A 19737-nucleotide genomic window follows, 5' to 3' on the forward strand; every position below is an offset into this window, starting at 1 on the left:
ATGCGCATTGCCATCGCCTTTGCCTCAGCCCTGCTGCTGGCCACCCCTGCGGCCCGGGCCGACGAGATTGCCGATACCATCAAAAGCGCGCTGGACGCCTATACTGCGGGCGACGTGGCCTTTGCCACGGACGAGCTGGCCTTTGCCCAGCAGTTGCTGCAAGCCCGCAAGGCCGACAATCTGACCACCTTCCTGCCCGCCGCCCCCGATGGCTGGACCCGCACCGTCAACTCCGACATGAACGACGCTTTCGCCATGATGGGCGGCGGTTCCGGCATCGAGGCGCAGTATGAAATGGGCGAGCAAAGCTTCAAGATCACCCTGATGGCCGACAACCCGATGGTGGCCTCGATGGGGGCCATGCTGGGCAATGCCACGATGATGGCGCAGATGGGCAAGGTGGTGCGGGTGGGGCGGCAGAAGTTTCTGGATCAGGAGGGCAATCTGTCGGCGCTGATCGGCAACCGGGTGCTGGTGCAGGCCGAGGGCGCGCCGACCGAGGTGATGCTGCCGCTGCTGGAACAGATCGACTTCGACGGGCTGGAGAAGTTCGGCTCATAAACCGCCGAGCAGGGTCTGCATCAGCAGGCTTTCAGGGTCGGCCAGATCGTCGATCACGTCGAAATGGTGCCGCCCCGGGGCCACGGTCCAGGGGCAGGCCCAGTTTTCCGACAAGAGGCGCGCCTGCCAAAGGAAGGCCGGACGCTCCTGCCCGCCAACCCAGACATGGGCGCTGCAATCCGGCCGCAGCACCAGCCGCGCCGGGCTTTGCGCCGCCACCTCGGCCGCATCCAGATGCAGATCGCCGTTCATGCTGTTGTCCAGCATCGGCGCCAGTTCGGCCACCGGCGAGATCGGCACCACCCGCGCGGCACCACTGGCCACCACCCCCATCATCGCCGCCAGATGCCCGCCCGCCGAATGGCCTGTCACCACCAGCGGCCCCGGCACCAAAGCCGCCACCGCCTGCACCGCCGCCGCAATCTCGGCCACCATGGCGGTGATCCGCGCCGAAGGGGCGAGGGTGTAGGACGGCAGCGCACAAGCCCAGCCCCGCGCCAGCGCCCCGGCGGCAAGGTGGGAATAATATTCCCGCCCACCCTCCAGCCAGTAGCCGCCATGCACGAAGATCAGCGCCCCGCGCGGCACGGCTTCCGGCAAAAACAGATCAAACCGCTGCGCCGCACCCGGCCCGTAGGCCAGCCCCAGCCGCCCGCGCGCCCCGACCGCGGCACGAAACGAAGCCGCGTCCCGCGCCCAGCGCGCCGGATACTCGGCCCCGCCCGCAATGAAGGCCGCATTGGCATAGGCCAGATCGCTGCGCATGTTTCCCCCCGCAATTTGATCAAAACCCCGTGGACGTGGCGAAAACCAATGCCGCAGACCTAGACATTGCCCCGCCTGCCATGCTTTGCATGATGCAAACCGAAAGTGGAGACCAAGATGCTCGATTCCGTCACCGATCTGCGCGCGCTGCTGAAAGACCCGACGCTGCTGGCCACCAAGGCCTATGTCGCAGGGCAATGGATCGACGCCGATGACCGCACCACCTTCCCGGTGACCAACCCGGCGCGCGGCGACGTGATCTGCCAGGTGCCCAACCTTGGCCGCGCCGAGACCGCCCGCGCCATTGCCGCCGCAGCCGTGGCGCAAAAGGAATGGGCCGGCCGCACCGCCAAGGAACGCGCCAACATCCTGCGGGCCTGGTTCAACCTGATGATGGCCAATCAGGATGACCTTGGCCTGATCCTGACCGCCGAAATGGGTAAGCCGCTGGCCGAGGCCAAGGGCGAGATCGCCTATGGCGCGTCGTTCATCGAATGGTTTGCCGAAGAGGCCAAGCGGGTTTACGGCGAAACCATCCCTGGCCATCAGCGCGACAAGCGCATCACCGTGATCAAGCAGCCGATCGGCGTGGTCGGCTCGATCACGCCGTGGAACTTTCCCAACGCCATGATCACCCGCAAATGCGCACCCGCGCTGGCGGTGGGCTGTGGCTTCGTGGCGCGGCCTGCGGCGGAAACCCCGCTGTCGGCGCTGGCGCTTGCGGTGCTGGCCGAACGCGCCGGGCTGCCGGGCGGGATTTTCTCGGTCATCACCTCGAAACGCTCCTCCGACATCGGCAAGGAGTTCTGCGAGAACCCGATCGTGCGCAAGCTGACCTTCACCGGCAGCACCGAAGTCGGCCGCATCCTGCTGCGCCAGGCCGCCGATCAGGTGATGAAATGCTCGATGGAATTGGGCGGCAACGCGCCCTTCATCGTGTTCGACGATGCCGATCTGGATGCGGCGGTGGCCGGTGCGATGATGTCGAAATTCCGCAACAACGGCCAGACCTGCGTCTGCGCCAACCGGATTTATGTGCAGGCCGGGGTCTATGACGCCTTCGCCGCCAAGCTGGAGGCGGCGCTGGCCAAGACCCGCGTTGGCGACGGGCTGTCCGAGGCGGTGGAGTTCGGGCCGCTGGTCAACATGGACGCGGTGCTGAAGATGGAAGAGCACATTGCCGACGCCACCGCCAAGGGCGCGAAGATCGCCATGGGCGGCAAGCGGCATGCGCTGGGCGGGTCGTTCTTCGAGCCGACGATCCTGACCGGCGTCACCGAGCAGATGATGGTGACCAACGAGGAAACCTTCGGCCCGCTGGCGCCCTTGTTCAAGTTCGACACCGAGGAGGAAGTGGTGGCCAAGGCCAATGACACGATCTTTGGTCTGGCCAGCTACTTCTACGCCCGCGACATCGGCCGCATCACCCGGGTGCAGGAAGGGCTGGAATACGGCATCGTCGGGGTGAACACCGGCATCATCTCCACCGAAGTCGCACCGTTTGGCGGGGTGAAGCAGTCGGGGCTGGGCCGCGAGGGCAGCCATCACGGCATGGAAGACTATCTGGAGATGAAATACATCTGCCTGTCGATCTGACCAGGCGCTCCTCAAGCCGGAACGGCTTTCCTCGCTTGGGTTTCAGCGAGGAAAGCCGCCAAGGCTTGAGGAGCGGCGGGGTTTAGCCGGTGCGACCGTAGAACCCGATCTGCTCCTCGCGCGAAAACTCGACGCCGGGCCGCGGGAAATAGGAAAACACCGCGATCACCCGCGAGCGTTCCCCCTGCACCGGTGCCACCCGATGCGGGGTGTCGCGGCCGAAGAACACGTTCAGCGTGCCGGGCGCCAGCGTCAGGCTTTGCACATCCGGGTCTTGCCCCCGCAGCAGCCGCGCCACGCCGTCGTAATTCGGGTCATCCGCCGTGCGCAGGCCGGTGCGGTAGATGAACTCGCCGCCCACCGCGGGCGCTTGCAACAGCAGGGTGGTGGTGAACACGCTGCGGTCGAAATGCCAGTTCAGCCCCTCGCCGTCGCGGTATTCCATCACGTTCGCCCGCGCCAGCGCATCGCGCATCGGGTAAAGCACCGGCTGGTCCATCGCCGCCGCCAGAAACCAGATGAACGGCGCCCATTCATAGACCCACAGCAGCACCGATTGCGCGATCTGGTCGGCGCAGACGGTGTGGTTGACGGTGGCCACCTGCCGCAAGGCCGGATGATCCTCGGGCAGGCCGGGCACGGTCTTGCTGAAGTAGATGTTGTGCAGGCGGCGGTGGGTGAAGGACAGGGTCTGCATCACCGGCATCACCTCGGCCAGCGCCTTTTCAATGGCCGCGGGGCGCAGCAGCCCGTCCAGATTGAACATGCCGTCGCGCGCGAGATCGGCGCGGCAGCGATCGACCAGCGCCTGCCATTCGGGGCTGCCGGGCTGGTCCAGCGGATAGCGGTCCAGATCGAGAATATCGCGCATCGCAATCTCCTGTGGTTGCCACGCCAGACTGCCGGAATCCGGGTAATTAACAACGAAAATATTTCCGGCGGGGCGAAAATCGGTCTGCATTACCGGGTGCGACACCTTGAGCCGAAGGCCGCCGTGCCGCACCCCACAGGAAACCCCCGCGATTCCGGGGCTTTGGCAGATATCCCCCGTCACCCGCAAATATTCCTGCCACAGCACCAAGGATTGCCCTGCCCCCCGCGTCTCACTTATCGTGATGTGCATGGACACGACCGATGAAACCCTGGCCACAGCCGCCGCCGCGGGCGACCGCGCGGCGTTTGCCACGCTGCTGCAACGGCATTACGACCGGGTGTTTGCGCTGGCCTGGCGGATGACCGGCAGCCGGACCGAGGCGCAGGACCTGACGCAGGACATCTGCGCCGCCCTGCCCGCCAAGCTGCGCGGCTGGCGCGGCGACGCACGCTTTACCACCTGGCTTTACCGGGTCACGGTGAACGCCGCCCACGACCTGCGCCGCCGTCAGGCTACCCATTCCCGCGCCGCCAACGGCTGGGGCGATTGGGAACTGGCGCGGCAGGACGGCATCGCCGAGGACCGCGCGGCGTTGGACTGGTTGCAGGCGGCAATGACCCGGTTGCCACCGGAATTGCGCGACACCCTGGCGCTGGTGCTGGGGCAAGACCTCAGCCAGGCCGAGGCCGGGCAGGTGCTGGGGCTTTCCGAGGGCACCATCGCCTGGCGGATGTCGGAAGTGAAAAAACGCCTGCGCGTCATCGCAGCCGAGGAGGCAAGATGATGGACGAATTCGACAGATTGCAGGCCGCGCTGCGGCAAGCCCCCGCCCCTGAAGCCACGGCCAAGGCCGAGGCCATCGCGCTGGCGATGAAAAATTTCGATCACCTCCAAGGATCGCCCTCGGCGGCACGTCCTAACTCCGACCGCCCCGAACCGGCGGGTTTCCTGAACGGAGTGTTTGACATGCTGAAATCCCTTGGAACGACTCGTGTGCTGGCCGCCACCACCTCGGTTGCGGCGATCTGTGTGGGGCTGGTGGTGGTGCTGCCGTTGATCGGCGATCTGAATCTGCCAGTGCCGAAACCGGCGGTGCAACAGGCGGCCCCGGTGGCGCCGCTGGCCGAAACCCCAGTGCAGCCGCCCGCCGAACCGGGCCGCGTCCGGCAGGATGTGGATGCACTGACCGCAGCGCCGCAGACCCCCGTGCTGCCTGAACTGACGCCCGAATTGATCACCGAACCGATGGCCGATACCGCCGCCGCCCCCGAGCCGGCGATGGAAAGCGCCGATGCAATGGCGGCACCGATGGCTGGTGCGCCGGCCCCTGCCTTCAAGACCGCTCCGGGCGGTATGGTGGGCCTCGCGATGCCCGAAATGGCGCCGATGCCGCTGGAGAATACCGAGGAATTTTCCTCCGCCCCGGTCAATCCGGTCAAGGTGACCGCCGAGGAGCCGGTCTCCACATTCTCGATCGACGTCGATACCGCGTCCTATGCCGTGGTCCGCTCCAGCCTGAACGCGGGCTACCTGCCCGAGGCCGAAGCGGTGCGGGTCGAGGAGATGGTGAACTATTTCCCCTATGCCTACGCCGCCCCGGTGGCGGGCGAGGCGCCGTTCCGTACGGCGGTGACGGTGATGCAGACGCCGTGGAACCCCGGCACGCGGCTGGTGCGTATCGGCCTGCAGGGCCGCTTGCCGGCGCTGGACGACCGGCCGCCGCTGAACCTGGTGTTCCTGATCGACACCTCGGGCAGCATGGAGGATGCCAACAAGCTGCCGCTGCTGAAACAGTCGCTGCGGCTGATGTTGGCCGAACTGCGCCCCGAGGATCAGGTGGCCATCGTCGCCTATGCCGGGTCGGCGGGTGAAATTCTGCCGCCCACCAAGGCCGAAAACGCCGACGAGATTCTGGCGGCGCTGGACCGGCTGGGGGCTGGCGGCTCGACCGCCGGGGCCGAGGGGCTGGCGCTGGCCTATCAGGTGGCGCGCAAGATGGCCGGGGCGGGCGAGGTGTCCCGCGTGCTGCTGGCCACCGACGGCGATTTCAACGTCGGCATCGACGACCCGGAAGGCCTGACGAAATACATTGCCAAACAACGCGATACCGGGGTCTATCTGTCGGTGCTGGGCTTTGGCCGCGGCAACCTGGACGATGCCACCATGCAGGCGCTGGCGCAGAACGGCAACGGCACCGCCGCCTATATCGACACGCTGAACGAGGCGCGCAAGGTGCTGGTCGATCAACTGACCGGCGCGCTGTTCCCGATTGCCGATGACGTGAAGATCCAGGTCGAATGGAACCCCGCCGCGGTGGCCGAATACCGGCTGATCGGCTATGAAACCCGGGCGCTGCGGCGCGAGGATTTCAACAACGACAAGGTCGATGCGGGCGAGATTGGCGCGGGCACGGCGGTGACGGCGCTTTACGAGGTCACCGCCCCCGGCTCGGCGGCGCTGCGCAACGATCCGCTGCGCTATGGCACCGCGCAACCGCTGGCGCAGGCCGACGAGCTGGGCTTCCTGCGGCTGCGCTACAAGGCACCGGGCGAGGATGTCTCGGCGTTGATCGAGACGCCGATCCAGCCCGCCACCTCTGAGCCCGACGCCGATGCCCGCTTTGCCGTGGCGATTGCTGGCTTTGGCCAGTTGCTGACCGGTTCGACCTATCTGGGCGACTGGGGCTGGGATCAGGCGATCGAACTGGCGTTGGGGGCGCGGGGCGACGACCCCTATGGCTACCGGATCGAGGCGGTGAACCTGATGCGGATGGCGCAGACCCTGGCGCAATAGCCGCTCGTCAAGCCTGACAGCTTTCCTCGCTGCAAACCCAGCGAAGACGGCTGTCAGGCCGGATGAGCGACGCCAACAAAAAGGGGCGCACCCTGCGATGCGCCCCTTCTTCATGTGCGGCAAAGGCTCAGGCCGCCGGGGCTTCCAGCGCGGTGGCGCCGTTGGTATGGGCGATCTCGATCCGGCGGGGCTTCAGCGCCTCGGGGATCTCGCGCACCAGATCAATGTGCAGCATGCCATGTTCGTGCAGCGCGTTGGTCACCCGAACGTGATCGGCCAGCGCAAAGCGGCGCTCGAAGGCGCGGGTGGCGATGCCGCGGTGCAGATAGGCGCGGCTGGCCTCCTCGGGGGCCTTGCGGGCGGCCACGTGCAGCGTGCCGTCCTTGACCTCGACGGAAAGGTCATCAGGCGCGAAGCCGGCCACGGCCACCGAAATCCGGTAGGCGTTTTCTGCCGTCTTTTCAATGTTGTAAGGCGGGTAGGTCGGTTGGGTTCCGTCACTCGTCAGCGCGCGATCCATCAGGTCTGCGATGCGATCAAAGCCCACGGTGGCGCGGTAAAGCGGCGAGAAGTCGAAATTGCGCATGTCATCCTCATCAGGCAATCATTGCCCCCCGGTAACCGGGCGGGCGGGTTGACCGGGCCCGTCATGGCACCCGGTTGACACTGATTTGGGAAAGCCCGGCGACAGTTTCAAGACCCTCAGGGCCGCAGGAAATGCGCGCCTGACGCCCGCGTGCCTGACCCGGCACCGATCCTGCGGATGCCCGGTGCCGCCACCGCCGCCTGCACCACGCCGCGCCCGGCCCGCAGCGCCGCCTTCAGATCGGCCAGCACATCCGGCAGGTCCATGCCGAAGGAAATCGTGCCCGCCTCGTCGCGCCGCCCGGCCGAGATGATCGACACGATGCGCGCCCGGCCCAGCGAGGTGTCGAACACCGGCGCGCCGGACGAGCCGAAATACACGTCGCAATCAAAGGCCAGCAGCCCGTCCATCCGGCCCTTGACGCCGCAGACCTTCTGCCAGGACAGCGCGTCTTCACGGTCGCGGGCGTAGGACACCACCGACACCTCGCGCCCCGCGCCTAACCTTTGCACGGCGAAAGGGGCCGCCACAGCCGCCGGGATCGGGCTGGCCAATTGCAGCAGCGCCGCGTCGTGGCGGATGCTTGCCGCACCGGTCGCGGCCAGCGGGTCATAGGAGGGATGCGCCACCACGCGCGCCACCGGCACTTCGGCAATCGCCTCGCCATCGCGCAGCCCGGCGCGGAACCGCATCGACGCCACATCCACCGGCTGACCGGTTGCCTGATCGTAAACGCAATGCCCGGCAGTCAGCACCAGATCGGTGGCAATCAGCGTGCCGGTGCAGAAGCCGCCACCGACCTCGACCCGGCCCACCGCCTCCCATCCCAGCACCTGATCGCGCCGGGTCAGCCGGTCCAGCCCGGTGTTGGCGGTTTCGGCCAGCCCGGCACTGGCCCACAGCAACAGCAGAACCGCCAGCCTCATGGTGTCACGAATTTTGCGCCGCCCGTGGCCCCGGACAGCGAATGGACCGCTGGGGCGATACGGTGAAACACCCCGTCCTCGCTGGCCATCTCGGCGCGCAACTCCTCCAGCGGTTCTTCCAGCGAGGTGCCCAGCGCCACCTGCTGGCCGTCCACCTCGGCCTTGGCCGACACCACCGAAACCAGCCGCGCCACCCCGCCCTTCACCGAAAAGATCGGCGCACCCGAGGATCCGAAATCGACGTTGCACGACAGCACCAGCACGCCGGGCTGGCGGCCCAGCACATGACAGACCTCTTGCAGGCTGGCCGCCTCGGCCCGGCCCTGCGCATAGGACACCACGCCAACCTCGTCGCCTTTCAAGGGGCGGTCGTCGGTGGCAAACGGCTCGATCGAGGGCAGGCGGATCGGCTGATCCAGCTCCAGCAGCGCCAGATCATAGGCCACCCGCGCCAGCTTGCCATCGCCGGAATAGACGTAATCGGGATGCGCCACCGCCCGGCGCACGCCGCGGTAAGCTTCGGCCCGGCCATTGCGCCAACCAGCCAGAAACTCGATTGTCGCGGGGTCGATGCGGGCACCGCTGTCCTTGTCGAACAGGCAATGCGCCGCCGTCAGCACCAGTTGCGGCGCGATCAGCGCCCCGGTGCAAAAGCCGCGGCTGCCCAGATTGATCCGCCCCACCGCATTCCAGCCGCGGCTGTCATCGGCGGTCTGCAAGGCGCGCAGCGGGCTTTCCTGGGCGGCAAGTGGTGCGGCCAGCGCCAGCAGCAGCGGGATCAGCAGGGAAAGGCGCATGGTTCCTCCGGGCATTTCCCTGCCGTTACGGGCAATCTTGGGCGGATTTAAGGCCGCATGTCCGCCAATTGCAAGCCGCGCGGTTGCGGCCCGCCGGTGGCCCAATCCAGCAGTTCCACCGTATGCAGCACCGGCACCCCGGCACCCGGGCCAAGCTGCATCATGCAGCCGATGTTGCCGGTGGCGATCACCTGCGGCCCGGTGGCGGCCAATGTGGCCAGCTTGCGCGCCTTCAACTGCCCGGACAGTTCCGGCTGCAACAGGTTGTAGGTGCCCGCCGAGCCGCAGCACAGGTGGCTGTCGGCAGGCTCGACCACGGTAAAGCCAACCCGCCGCAGCAGGTCTTTCGGTGCCGCCTTCACCTTCTGCCCATGCTGCAACGAACAGGCCGCGTGATAGGCCACCCGCAGCCCCTTCGCCGCGCCTTCCGGCAACCCGATCTTCTCCAGCAGTTCGGTAATATCCAGCGCCAGCGCCGAAACCGCCGCCGCATCCGCCGCCAGTGGGCCATCGCGGAACATGTGGCCATAATCCTTCACCGTGGTGCCGCAGCCCGAGGCGTTGATCACCACCGCATCCAGCCCCGCGCCGCGCGCCTCGGCCATCCACGCGGCAATGTTGGCCGAGGCCGAGGCATGCGCCTCAGCCTCCTTGCCCATGTGATGGGTCAACGCCCCGCAACAGCCCGCCCCGCGCGCCACCACCACCTCGCAGCCCAGCCGCCGCAAGAGCCGGATGGTGGCGTCGTTGATGTCGGGGTTCAGCACCTTCTGCGCACAGCCGGTCAGCAAGGCCACCCGCAGCTTGCACGGCCCCACAGCGGCAAACACCTGCGGCCGGTCGCTGTCACTGGCCACAGGCAAAGCCGCAGGTGCCATCGCCAGCATCGCCCGCAGCCGCGCATCCGGCATCAGGCTTGCAAACGGTCGACCCCACCGCGCCGCCCGCAACGCCAGCCGGAACCGCGCCGGATGCGGGATCACCCGCGCCAGCAGCCAGCGCAACGCCCGGTCAGGCCAGGGCCGCCGATAGGTGCGCTCGATGTGCAGGCGGGCGTGATCGACCAGATGCATGTAATGCACGCCCGAGGGGCAGGTGGTCATGCAGGCCAGACAACTCAGGCAACGGTCGATGTGCTTGACGGTGCGGGCATCGGCGGGACGGCCAGTTTCCAGCATGTCCTTGATCAGGTAAATCCGCCCCCGCGGGCTGTCGGCCTCGTCGCCCAGCAGTTGATAGGTCGGGCAGGTGGCGGTGCAAAAGCCGCAATGCACGCAGGCCCGCAGGATCTGGTTGGCGCGGGCAATCCCGGGGTCGCGCAACTGTTCGGGGGTGAAGGCGGTTTGCACGTCACATCCCCAGCATGTGAACCGCGGGCGAGCCGCCCTCGGCCATCGCCAGCACCACCAGCGCCGGGTAAATCCAGCGCGGCGGCTTCGCCCCCAACTGGGTGCGCAACCATTGCAGCAAGGCGGCCAGCGCGATGGCGGCAAACATCACCTTGATCAGCGCCAGGCGGTCCCCCACCACCTCGACCCCGACCCCGGCCAGCCAGAACCCCGCCGCCACCACGGCGGCCAGACTCACCCCAATCGCCGCCACCCGGCCCTTCGGCAAGGCGCACAGCGCCAGATAGCTGCAGATCGGCAGGCCGAAATAGATCGCATCGCCGCTCATTGTGCCCTCACATCAAGCCGGGGTTCAGAATGCCGCGCGGGTCGAACCGCGCCCGCAATGCCGCGGTGATCGCCGCCACCGGTGGTGCCTCGGGCTGGAAGGTGGCCAGCCGGGCATGGGTTTCCGCCGCCGCCCGCACCAGCGTGGCATGGCCGGAAAACCCGCCCAAAGCCGCCCGCAAATCCGCGCCTTCCGGCATCAAGAGCCAGACCAGCCCGCCGCCCCAGTCATAAAGCACCGCCTGCGCCCCGCTGCGCGCCACCAGCCCCGGCGCGTCGGATGGCTTGACCGACAGCCGCCACACATCGCCCGCGCAGCCTGCAAAGGCCGTCACATCGCGGATCGCCTGCCAGCGCGCCACCCCGTCCACCCGTTCCGCCGCGCCAAAGCCCGCCAGCACTTCCGCCAGCCGCCCGGCGCGATAGTCCACCGAACCCGAGAACCCCTCCAGCCGCAGATAGGTGCCCTGCCCCGGCCAATGCGCCGCCCCGGTCACCTCGTAGGGCGTGCCCAAGGCCGCCGCCAGCGCCGCCACCGCGCGGGCATCGTCCAGCCCCGGCAACCGCAGCGTCACCGACGCCTCGGGCACCGGCAACAGCTTGAACGCCACCTCGGTCAGCACGCCCAAAGTGCCCCAGGACCCCGCCATCAGCTTGACCAGATCAAGGCCGGTGACGTTCTTCATCACCCGGCCGCCGTTCTTCACCACCAGCCCCGCACCATCGACAAACCGCACCCCGATCAGCGCGTCGCGGCACGCCCCCGCCTGCACCCGCCGCGGCCCCGAGGCATTGGCGGCCACCACCCCGCCCAAGGTCGAGACCCCGCGCCGCCCCAACAGCGCGCGGAAATCCGGCACCTCGAAGGCCAGCCGCTGCCCGGCCCGCGCCAGCACCGCCTCCACCTCGGCCAAGGGCGTGCCCGCCCCCGCCACCAGCGTCAGCGCCCCCGGCTCATAAAGCGAAATCCCCGCCAGCCCGCCGGTCTCCAGCACCTCGCCCCGCGTCCCGCCGATGCCGCGGGTGCCCCCGCCCACGATGCGCAACGGCCCCGACGCCGCCGCCAGACACTCCACCACCTCTGCCTCAGTCGCAGGCTTCATCCTTCACCTTTGCACAAATATCCTCGGGGGGTCCGGGGGGCAGACAGCCCCCCGGCTCTCGTCACGCCGCCCGCCGCCCGGCGGTCAGCACCAGCGGAAACACCTTGGCGGGGTTCATCAGCCATCTCGGGTCGAACACATCCTTCAGCCGCAACTGCGCCTCCATATCCACATCCGAAAACTGCACCCCCATCAGATCGCGCTTCTCCACCCCCACGCCATGCTCGCCGGTCAGACAACCGCCGACCTCGACACACAGCTTCAGGATCGCCGCACCGAATTCCTCGCACAACTCCAGATCGCCGGGCTTGTTGGCGTCATACAGGATCAGCGGATGCAGGTTGCCGTCGCCTGCATGGAACACATTGGCCACATCCAGCCCGTATTCGCGGCTCATCTCGCCGATCCGCCGCAGCACCAGCCCAAGGTCCGACACCGGTATCACCCCGTCCAGACAAAGGTAATCGTTGATGTTGCCCATCGCCCCGAAGGCGGATTTGCGCCCCAGCCAGATCCGCGCCGATTCCGCCTCGGACCGGCTTTCGCGGATCTCCACCGGGTTGTGCCGCCGGGCCACCGCGATGATCCGCGCCAACTGCTCGTCGATCTCGGCAGGGCTGCCCTCGACCTCGACGATCAGCAAGGCTTCGCAATCGGGGTAGCCGGCATGGGCAAAGGCCTCGGTCGCCTCGATGCAGGGGCGGTCCATGAACTCGATCGCCACCGGCAACACGCCAGAGCGGATGATGTCGGACACGCATTGCCCCGCCACCTCGTTGGCGTCAAAGCCGATCAGCACCGGGCGCGCGCCCTCGGGCTTGGGCAGGATGCGCAAGGTGGCCTCGGTCACCACACCCAACTGGCCTTCGGATCCGCAGATCACCCCCAGCAGGTCCAGCCCCGGCGCATCCAGAAAGCCGCCGCCGATTTCCAGCACCGTGCCGTCCATCTGCACCAGCGTCACCCCCAGCAGATTGTTGGTGGTCACCCCGTATTTCAGGCAATGCGCCCCGCCCGAGTTCATCGCGATGTTGCCGGCAATCGCACAGGCCAACTGGCTGGAGGGGTCGGGGGCATAAAAGAACCCCTGCGCCTCGACAGCACCAGTCACGCTCAGGTTGGTACGCCCGGCCTGCACCCGCACGAAACGGTTGGGATAATCCACCTCCAGCAGCCCATTCATCCGCGCCACCCCCAGCAGCACGCAATCGGCGGTGGGCAAGGCGCCCCCGGCAAGGCTGGTGCCCGCCCCGCGCGGCACCACCGGCACGCCTTCTTCGTGGCAGATGCGCAGCACCGCAGACACCTCGGCGGTGGTGCGCGGCAGCACGGCGCACAGCGGCGCACAGCGGTAAGCCACCAGCGCGTCACATTCATAGGCGCGGGTATCGGCGGGGTCATGCACCACGGCGTCGGCGGGCAGCACCGACTGCAAGCGCCGCACGATCTGCGCCTTGCGCGCCAGGATCGCCGGGTTCGGCACGGGCATCTGCATGGCAATCCTCCAATCCTTGCATGGACTATAACCCGCGCCGCCGCACTGGCAAGGACAGCCGTTCCCGGTTAGGCTGCGGCATGGACCTTATGTCGCTTTCCCGATTGTTCACCCCGCTGGACGGCATCGCCGCCGCCTATGCCGTGCTGGCCTCGCTGTTGCTGGGCCGTCTGGTCGATCGGCCCGGCTTTCGCTACCCTTCGGTGTCGGTGCTGATGATGACCTACCGGCGCGAGTGGATGCGGGAATTCATCACCCGCGACCCGCGCATCTTCGATTCCGGCGTGCTGGACGGGCTGCGGCAGGGCATCACCTTCTACGCCTCGGCCTGCATCATCGCCATCGGCAGCGGGCTGGCGCTGGTGGGCAATACCACACCGTTGCAGGGCCTGGCCCAGGAACTGACGCTGGAGACCGCCTCGGCGCTGGTGCTGAAGGTCAAGATATTGTTCGTGCTGGCATTTCTGGTCAACGCCTTCCTGAAATTCGTCTGGTCGCACCGGCTGTTCGGCTATTGCTCGATCATGATGGCGGCGGTTCCGAATGACATTTCGAACCCCGAATGTCTGCCCCGCGCAGCCCAGGCGGCCGAATTGAACATCACCGCCGCCCGCGCCTACAATCGCGGCCTGCGCTCGGTGTATTTTGCCCTGGGGGCGCTGGGGTGGTTCCTGGGGCCGGAGGTCTTGCTAGCCACCATCACCCTGACTCTGGCGCAGGGGCTGCGGCGCGAGTTCGCCTCGCAGTCGCGGGCGGTGATGCTGAACCGCGGGTTATGAGTTGGGTCTGCGCTTGCCGAACCGGCCCTCGCGCAGCCAGGCCGCCAGTGCCAAGGCCACCGCCAGCAACAGATACGCCCAGCCCGGCAGCAAAGCCGCCACCCGGATATCCTGCGTGACATAGGCGCCGCGCGGGGTGATGCCGATCCAGCCGCGCCCCGCCGCCACCCGGCCCTCGCGCACCGCCCGTATATCCGGCGCGCCATCTTGCAGCCGCAGGATGCCGCCATTGGCCGCCGTCACCGCAGGGGCCAGCTTGTCGCCAGTGGCGATGGTTTCCTCGAACTCCTTCGGCGCCGAGGGGCCGACCGCCACCACCGCCGTCAGATCGCCCTGCGCCAGCCGGTAAAGCCCGACGCCGGGGGCCAGCCAGTCGGCGGCGAAATGGCCCGGCTCGACCTGCGGCAGCGCCAGCTTGACCTCCGATCCATCCGGGGCGGTGATCGTCACCTCGCCCGGCGGCGTTTCGGCCACGCTGCGGCGGGTGATGGTCAGAAGCTGATCCTTGGCCAGCGCGGTCAGCGCCTCCTCCTCCAGCTCCGGTTCCTTCAGCATCCAGTGCGCCAGCCGCCGCAGCAGTTCCAGTTGCGGCCCGCCGCCCTCGTAGCCGCGGCCCCACAGCCAGGCCTGATCCGAGGCCAGCACCGCCACCCGGCCCTCGCCTTCACGCGCCAGCACCAGCAGCGGCTGATCCTGCGCCCCCTGCATCACCACCTGCGCGCCGGGCTTGGCGGAAATCTCGATCTGGCGGAACCAGCGGCCCCAGCCACCTTCCGGCGCCAAAGCCTCCAACCCTTGGGTCACCGGATGCCTGCGCCCCAGATCGGTCAGCGCCGGGACAAAGCCGCCCTCGATCACCCGGCTGGTGGTCAGCACCGGCAAAATCTCGGCCAGCGGCGAGCGCCACAGGCTGTCCACCGCCCCGAATTCCGGCCCCGCCGACACCAGCACCGTGCCGCCCTGCCGCACATAATCGCGGACGTTTTCCAGATAGGACAGCGGCAGGATACCGCGCAGCCGGTAGCGGTCGAAGATGATCAGATCGAACTCGTTGATCTTTTCCACAAACAATTCCCGCGTGGGAAAGGCGATCAGCGACAGCTCGTCCACCGGGATGCCATCCTGCTTTTCCGGCGGCCGCAGGATGGTGAAATGCACGAGGTCCACCGAGGCGTCGGATTTCAGCAGGTTGCGCCAGACCCGTTCGCCGGCATGCGGCTCGCCGGAAACCAGCAGCACCCGCAGCCGGTCGCGCACGCCGTTGATCGACACCACGGCGGCATTGTTGCGGGCGGTCAATTCGCCGGGGCTTTCGGGGATCTGGAATTGCAGCACGTTCATGCCGCCATGCGGCAGGGTCACCGGCAGTTCCATATCCTCGCCCACCGGCACCGAGAACAGCACCGGTTCGCCGCCGTCGATGGCGATGGTCAGATCGACCTCATAGCCCGCCTCGGCAGGCACCGCGCCCTGATCCTCGATCCGCAGGGTCAGGATCACCGGCTCGCCCAGAATGGCGAAGGCCGGGGCGTTGCGGATGATCAGGCGGCGGTCCCAGTCGGCCTTTTGCCCGGTCAGCAGCACATGCAGCGGCGCTGGCATCGGCGGCGCGAGGGGCAGGTCATGCGCCTGCCCGTCGGTGATCAGGATCGCCCCCGCCACCCGGCCGCGCGGCTCCTCGGCCAAAGCGCCCGAGAGTGCGGTCATCAACTGGGTGCCACCATCGCCCGGCGCATCGGCCAGCCGCACCACCCGCAATTCGGTGCCCGGCAAGGCCGCCAGTTCCGACCGCACCGCCGCAAGGGCGGTTTCGGATTGCGTGGGCCGGTCGGACAGCTTCTGGCTGGCGCTGTCATCGACCACGGCAATCACGATATCGGACAGCGCCGCGCGGTCCTCCTGTTGCAGGCTGGGGTTGGCAAGGGCCGCCAGCAGCACCAGCCCCGCAGCCCCGCGCAATAGCCAGCCCGACAGCCCGCGCCAGGCGGCAAAGCCCAGCAGCAGCGCCGCCAGCAACGCCAGCCCGGCCAGCACCGGCCAGGGCAGCAGCGGATCGGTGATTAGCGTCCCGGTCAATTGCCCAGCCTTTCCAGCAGCGCCGGCACATGCACCTGATCGGATTTGTAATTGCCGGTCAGCACATGCATGATCAGGTTGATGCCGAACCTTGCGGCAATCTCGCGCTGCCGCTCACCGGCATAGCCGCGCCCCACCGGGAACATCGGCGCGCCGCGTTCGTCCACTGCCCAGGCGCTTGCCCAGTCGTTGCCGCCGATCACCACCGGCGTCACCCCGTCGTTGAGGTTGCGAAACGGCATCCCCTCGGCCTGTTCGGCATCGGGGGGGGCGGCCTCGACCCACAGCGGCGAACCTGCGTAGCGGCCGGGGAAATCCTGCAGCAGATAGAAGGTGCGGGTCAGCACATGGTCAGCCGGGATCGGCTCCAGCGGCGGAATGTCCAGGGGGGCGGCCAGCAGTTGCAGCCGCCGCGCCTCGGGCGAAGCGCCGCCGCCGGTCATGTCGCCATCGCGGGTGTCGAACAGGATCATGCCGCCCGAGCGCAGGTAGCGGTTAAGCTTGGCATAACCCTCGACCGAGGGCAGCGGCTGGGTAGAGGTGACCGGCCAGTAAAGGAAGGGAAAGAACGCCAGTTCGTCGGCCTCGATATTCACCCCGACAGCCTCGCCGGGTTCCACCGTGGTGCGTTCAAAGAGGCGCAGGCCAAGGCCGCGCAGACCGGCGGCGGCGATCTTGTCCACGCCTGGATCGTCGGTCACGACATAGGCCAGCCGCACCTCGGCGGTGGCCATCATTGCGAAATCATCGCCGGTTTCGGCGCGGGCTTGTGGCGGCGACAGCGCCAGCAGCGTGGCGACAACACCCGCCGCAATCCGGCCGGTCAGCCGACCCGAGATTTGCAGCGCCGCCAGAATATCCAGCAGCAACAGCAACATGGCCCCGGCAAGGAAGGCCCCCTTCAAGGCCTGCTCGCGGGCCACTTCCATGCCCTCGACGGCAATCCCGGCAGGCCAGCTTGCTGGCGTCAGCTTGGTGTCGGCCCCGATGACGTTCAGCGCCACCCGGCGGTCGGCCCCGGCGTAAAGCCCCGGCAGCATCCCCGGCCCGGGCACAGCCTTCGCCAGATCCTCGCCCGCCACCCCCGGCACCTCGCCGGCCTCTGACGCCTGCCCGAAACCGTCCAGCACCAGTTCGGGCACCCATATCTGGCCCGCGAGGTCCGCAGCCTCGGCCAGCGCCGGGCGGGTAGAAACCGCCAACCGCTCCAGCATCTGCACGAACAGGCCGGAAAGCGGCAGGCTGGACCATTCGGCATTGGCGGTGACGTGGAACAGCACCACCTGGCCCTGCCCCACGGCGCGGCGGGTCACCAAGGGCGTGCCATCGGCCAGGGCGGCGATGCTGCGGGCGGCCAGTTCCGGGTCGGGCTGTGCCAGCACCTGCTGGCTGACGGTGACCTCGGGCGGCACTTCCAGCCCGAAGAACGGGCTGCCCTGCGCAAAGGGTGCGAGCGCCTTCGGCTCGCCCCAGCTCATCGCGCCGCCCACCGTGCGTCCACCGATGCGCAGCCGCACCGGCATCAGCGGGTCGTCGGTCTCGCGCGCAAGGTCCGAGGCCGCCAGCCTTGGCCCGGCAAAGCGCAACAGCAGCCCGCCCTTGTCCAGCCAATCCATCACCGCGTCGGTTTCCACCGGCGACAACCGCGCCACATCGGCCAGCACGATCACATCGGGGTTGGCCAGCAGGATGTCGGTCAGCGTGCCGTCGATCAGGTCTGCCACCGGGGCGAGGGCCTGCTTCAGATAGTGGGTGGGCGACAGCAGCAGCAACCCCTCGCGGTCGGCAGCGCCGCCGATCAGCGCCACCTTGCGCCGCTTCAGGCTGTCGTCGGTCAGGCTGACCGCCCCGGCAGAGCGCACCCCGGCAATCTCGAACCGGGTGATGCGGTTGCGCAGTTCGGGCGGCAGATCGAGGCTGGCCTCGGCCTGATCCTTGCCCGCGGGGAAGGCCAGCACCACCCGCGCCAGTTCGCGCTCGATCCCCGCCGGGTCAAGGCCGCGGGCGGACACCTCGGCCTGCACCGCAGCGCCCGCTGGCAGCCGCAGGGCAGAAACCTGCACCGCGCCATCCTTGAACCCCGCCGGGCGCAGGGCCAGCAGCGGCCGCGGGCTTTGGAACACCGTCAGCTTGCCCTTGGCGCCCAAAGCCACGGTCAGCGCGTCGCGGCCCTTATGCTCCAGCCCGTCGGTCAGCCAGAAGCTGTCGAAACCCTCGGACGGCAGCACCTTGGCCCAGGCGGAAAGATCATTCGGCGCAAAGGGTTGCGGGGTCAACCCGGCCAGAGTGGCGCCCAGCGCATCGGCGGCCTGAAACACCGGCGGTTGCGGCGTGTCGGTCAGCCGCAGCAGCGCCACCGGGCGCCCGGCACGGCCAGCTTCTTCCACCAGCGCGGTGGCGCGGTCGATCCGGCGCGGCCAGTCGCGGGCGTCGGCCCAATCGGCGTCGATCAGGATCAGCAGCGGCCCGCTGCCGGGTGCCCTTTGCTGCGGGTTCAGCACCGGCCCGGCAAAGGCGATTATCGCCGCCGCCACCGCCAGCGCCCGCAACAGCAGCAGCCACCACGGCGTCTTGTCGGTCTCGGCCTCGGCATCCTTCAGCCCCAGCAGCAGCGCCACGCCGGGAAACCGCCGCCGGATCGGCGCGGGCGGCACGGCGCGCAACAAGAGCCACAGCAGCGGCAAGGCCACCAGCCCCAGCAGCAGCAAGGGCGAGCCAAAGCCGATGGGGCCAAGCATCCACATCAGGCCGCCCGCTCCAGCGCCCGGTAAAGCCACAGCAGCGCCGGTTGCGCCGCCTGGCCGGTGTGGTGGCAATGGTAGTGCCAGCCGGAAGCACGGGCGAGGGTCGCCAGCCGTTCCTTGCGCTCGGCCAGGCGGGCCAGGTAACGGTCGCGCAGATCGCCCGCGCGCAGGGTTTCATGCCGCAGGCTGCCACCCATCGATTCGAAGATGGTGCGGCCGTCGAACGGAAAATCCTCCTCGGCCGGGTCCAGCACCTGCAACAGCACGCCGCGCAGGCCACGGTCGGCGGCGCGACCCATTGCCGCCTCGACCCCCGCCAGATCGGCCAGAAAGTCGGACACGAACACCGCCCGGCCATGCGCCACCAGACCGGTGGTATCGGGCTGGCCATAATCGGCGTCGGTTTCCGCCAGCAGCCCTTCGGCCAGCGGCATCACCTGCCCGCGGCCCGAGCGGGGCGGCGTCGCGGCCCCGGCCAGCCCGACCCGTTCACCGCCGCGCAGCAGCAGCACCGCCAAAGCCAGCGCCAGCAGCCGCGCCCGGTCGGCCTTCGGCGCGCGGGATTTGTCGCCGGTAAACCCCATCGACCGTGCGGTATCGACCCAAAGCGCCACCGACTGCGCCGCCTGCCATTCGCGTTCGCGCACGAAATGCGCATCCGACCGGGCCGAGCGGCGCCAGTCGATCATCCGCGCCGAATCCCCGGCATGGGCCGGGCGGTATTGCCAGAATTCATCGCCAAGCCCGGCGCGCCTGCGGCCATGCTCGCCCAGCATCACTGTCGCCGCCAGATGCTCGGCCGCCGCCAGCAGGGGCGGCAGGGCCTGCCCCAGCGCCTCGGCCCGCGACCGCAGGAGGGCGGTTTCGCTCACGCCGCGGCCTCGAGCCCCAGCGTGGCCTGCGCCACCCGGTCGATCACCCCCGCCAGACTGTCGCCGCGCGCCCGTGCGGCAAAGTTCAGCGCCA

The 19737-nt window shown here is 68.4% G+C and carries 17 protein-coding genes; 5 read left to right on the forward strand and 12 right to left on the reverse strand.

The window, feature by feature from the left end:
* On the forward strand, positions 1–561 hold the full coding sequence (locus RSW2DRAFT_RS09755; RefSeq protein WP_008030445.1) for a hypothetical protein: 561 nt from the start codon (positions 1–3) through the stop codon (positions 559–561).
* Here the strand turns inward: RSW2DRAFT_RS09755 and RSW2DRAFT_RS09760 are convergent.
* Entirely contained in the window at positions 556–1326 is a 771-nt protein-coding gene (locus tag RSW2DRAFT_RS09760) for an alpha/beta hydrolase (protein ID WP_008030446.1), read from the reverse strand. The genes RSW2DRAFT_RS09755 and RSW2DRAFT_RS09760 overlap by 6 nt on opposite strands.
* Before the next feature lie 117 nt (positions 1327–1443).
* On the opposite strand from RSW2DRAFT_RS09760, the gene RSW2DRAFT_RS09765 reads away from it, so the two are divergent.
* Positions 1444–2922 carry an NAD-dependent succinate-semialdehyde dehydrogenase gene (locus tag RSW2DRAFT_RS09765; protein WP_008030448.1) on the forward strand — a complete coding sequence of 493 codons (1479 nt, stop codon included), beginning with the start codon at positions 1444–1446 and terminating at the stop codon, positions 2920–2922.
* An 82-nt stretch (positions 2923–3004) separates the two neighbouring features.
* Here RSW2DRAFT_RS09765 and RSW2DRAFT_RS09770 read toward each other — a convergent pair whose 3' ends face one another.
* Positions 3005–3793, reverse strand: a complete 789-nt coding sequence (locus RSW2DRAFT_RS09770; protein WP_008030450.1) for a HalD/BesD family halogenase — start codon at positions 3791–3793, stop codon at positions 3005–3007.
* A 250-nt stretch (positions 3794–4043) separates the two neighbouring features.
* On the opposite strand from RSW2DRAFT_RS09770, the gene RSW2DRAFT_RS09775 reads away from it, so the two are divergent.
* Together RSW2DRAFT_RS09775 and RSW2DRAFT_RS09780 are read left to right on the forward strand one after the other, a co-directional pair.
* Entirely contained in the window at positions 4044–4580 is a 537-nt protein-coding gene (locus tag RSW2DRAFT_RS09775) for an RNA polymerase sigma factor (protein ID WP_008030453.1), read from the forward strand.
* The gene (locus RSW2DRAFT_RS09780; protein WP_008030455.1) at positions 4577–6589 is read left to right on the forward strand and encodes a vWA domain-containing protein; all 2013 of its coding nucleotides are present in this window, start codon (positions 4577–4579) and stop codon (positions 6587–6589) included. Before RSW2DRAFT_RS09775 ends, RSW2DRAFT_RS09780 begins: the two co-directional genes overlap by 4 nt.
* A gap of 127 nt (positions 6590–6716) precedes the next feature.
* Here RSW2DRAFT_RS09780 and RSW2DRAFT_RS09785 read toward each other — a convergent pair whose 3' ends face one another.
* The 7 genes from RSW2DRAFT_RS09785 to RSW2DRAFT_RS09815 all read right to left on the reverse strand — a co-directional run bounded on the left by RSW2DRAFT_RS09785 (position 6717) and on the right by RSW2DRAFT_RS09815 (position 13172).
* Entirely contained in the window at positions 6717–7175 is a 459-nt protein-coding gene (locus tag RSW2DRAFT_RS09785) for an Hsp20 family protein (protein ID WP_008030457.1), read from the reverse strand.
* A gap of 116 nt (positions 7176–7291) precedes the next feature.
* A complete protein-coding gene (locus tag RSW2DRAFT_RS09790; protein ID WP_008030459.1) occupies positions 7292–8101 on the reverse strand; it encodes a trypsin-like serine peptidase in 810 nt (269 codons plus the stop codon).
* Positions 8098–8898: a trypsin-like serine peptidase gene (locus tag RSW2DRAFT_RS09795; RefSeq protein ID WP_008030462.1), complete on the reverse strand. Its 801-nt coding sequence runs from the start codon at positions 8896–8898 to the stop codon at positions 8098–8100. The genes RSW2DRAFT_RS09790 and RSW2DRAFT_RS09795 overlap by 4 nt, the downstream gene beginning before the upstream one ends.
* 47 nt (positions 8899–8945) lie before the next feature.
* Entirely contained in the window at positions 8946–10247 is a 1302-nt protein-coding gene (gene glcF / locus RSW2DRAFT_RS09800) for a glycolate oxidase subunit GlcF (RefSeq protein ID WP_008030464.1), read from the reverse strand.
* Position 10248: 1 nt separating this feature from the next.
* Positions 10249–10575 (reverse strand): hypothetical protein, encoded by a 327-nt coding sequence (locus RSW2DRAFT_RS09805; RefSeq protein ID WP_008030466.1) that lies wholly within the window; start codon positions 10573–10575, stop codon positions 10249–10251.
* A 7-nt stretch (positions 10576–10582) separates the two neighbouring features.
* Positions 10583–11677: an FAD-binding protein gene (locus RSW2DRAFT_RS09810; protein ID WP_008030468.1), complete on the reverse strand. Its 1095-nt coding sequence runs from the start codon at positions 11675–11677 to the stop codon at positions 10583–10585.
* A gap of 61 nt (positions 11678–11738) precedes the next feature.
* The gene (locus tag RSW2DRAFT_RS09815; protein ID WP_008030469.1) at positions 11739–13172 is read right to left on the reverse strand and encodes an FAD-linked oxidase C-terminal domain-containing protein; all 1434 of its coding nucleotides are present in this window, start codon (positions 13170–13172) and stop codon (positions 11739–11741) included.
* Between the two features lie 80 nt (positions 13173–13252).
* Here RSW2DRAFT_RS09815 and RSW2DRAFT_RS09820 point away from each other — a divergent pair, with 80 nt between their 5' ends.
* Positions 13253–13951: a DUF599 domain-containing protein gene (locus RSW2DRAFT_RS09820; protein WP_008030472.1), complete on the forward strand. Its 699-nt coding sequence runs from the start codon at positions 13253–13255 to the stop codon at positions 13949–13951.
* On the opposite strand, the gene RSW2DRAFT_RS09825 is transcribed toward RSW2DRAFT_RS09820, so the two are convergent.
* Genes RSW2DRAFT_RS09825 through RSW2DRAFT_RS09835 form a run of 3 tightly spaced genes read right to left on the reverse strand, consistent with a single transcriptional unit; the run spans position 13946 to position 19643 of the window.
* Positions 13946–16027 (reverse strand): glutamine amidotransferase, encoded by a 2082-nt coding sequence (locus RSW2DRAFT_RS09825; RefSeq protein ID WP_008030473.1) that lies wholly within the window; start codon positions 16025–16027, stop codon positions 13946–13948. The genes RSW2DRAFT_RS09820 and RSW2DRAFT_RS09825 overlap by 6 nt on opposite strands.
* On the reverse strand, positions 16024–18771 hold the full coding sequence (locus tag RSW2DRAFT_RS09830) for a DUF4159 domain-containing protein (protein ID WP_008030475.1): 2748 nt from the start codon (positions 18769–18771) through the stop codon (positions 16024–16026). Before RSW2DRAFT_RS09830 ends, RSW2DRAFT_RS09825 begins: the two co-directional genes overlap by 4 nt.
* Complete coding sequence (locus RSW2DRAFT_RS09835) at positions 18771–19643, reverse strand: DUF58 domain-containing protein (protein WP_008030477.1); 873 nt, start codon at positions 19641–19643, stop codon at positions 18771–18773. The genes RSW2DRAFT_RS09830 and RSW2DRAFT_RS09835 overlap by 1 nt, the downstream gene beginning before the upstream one ends.
* Positions 19644–19737 lie beyond the last annotated feature (94 nt).

Source organism: Rhodobacter ferrooxidans (assembly GCF_000176015.1).
Taxonomy (GTDB): domain Bacteria; phylum Pseudomonadota; class Alphaproteobacteria; order Rhodobacterales; family Rhodobacteraceae; genus Pseudorhodobacter_B; species Pseudorhodobacter_B ferrooxidans.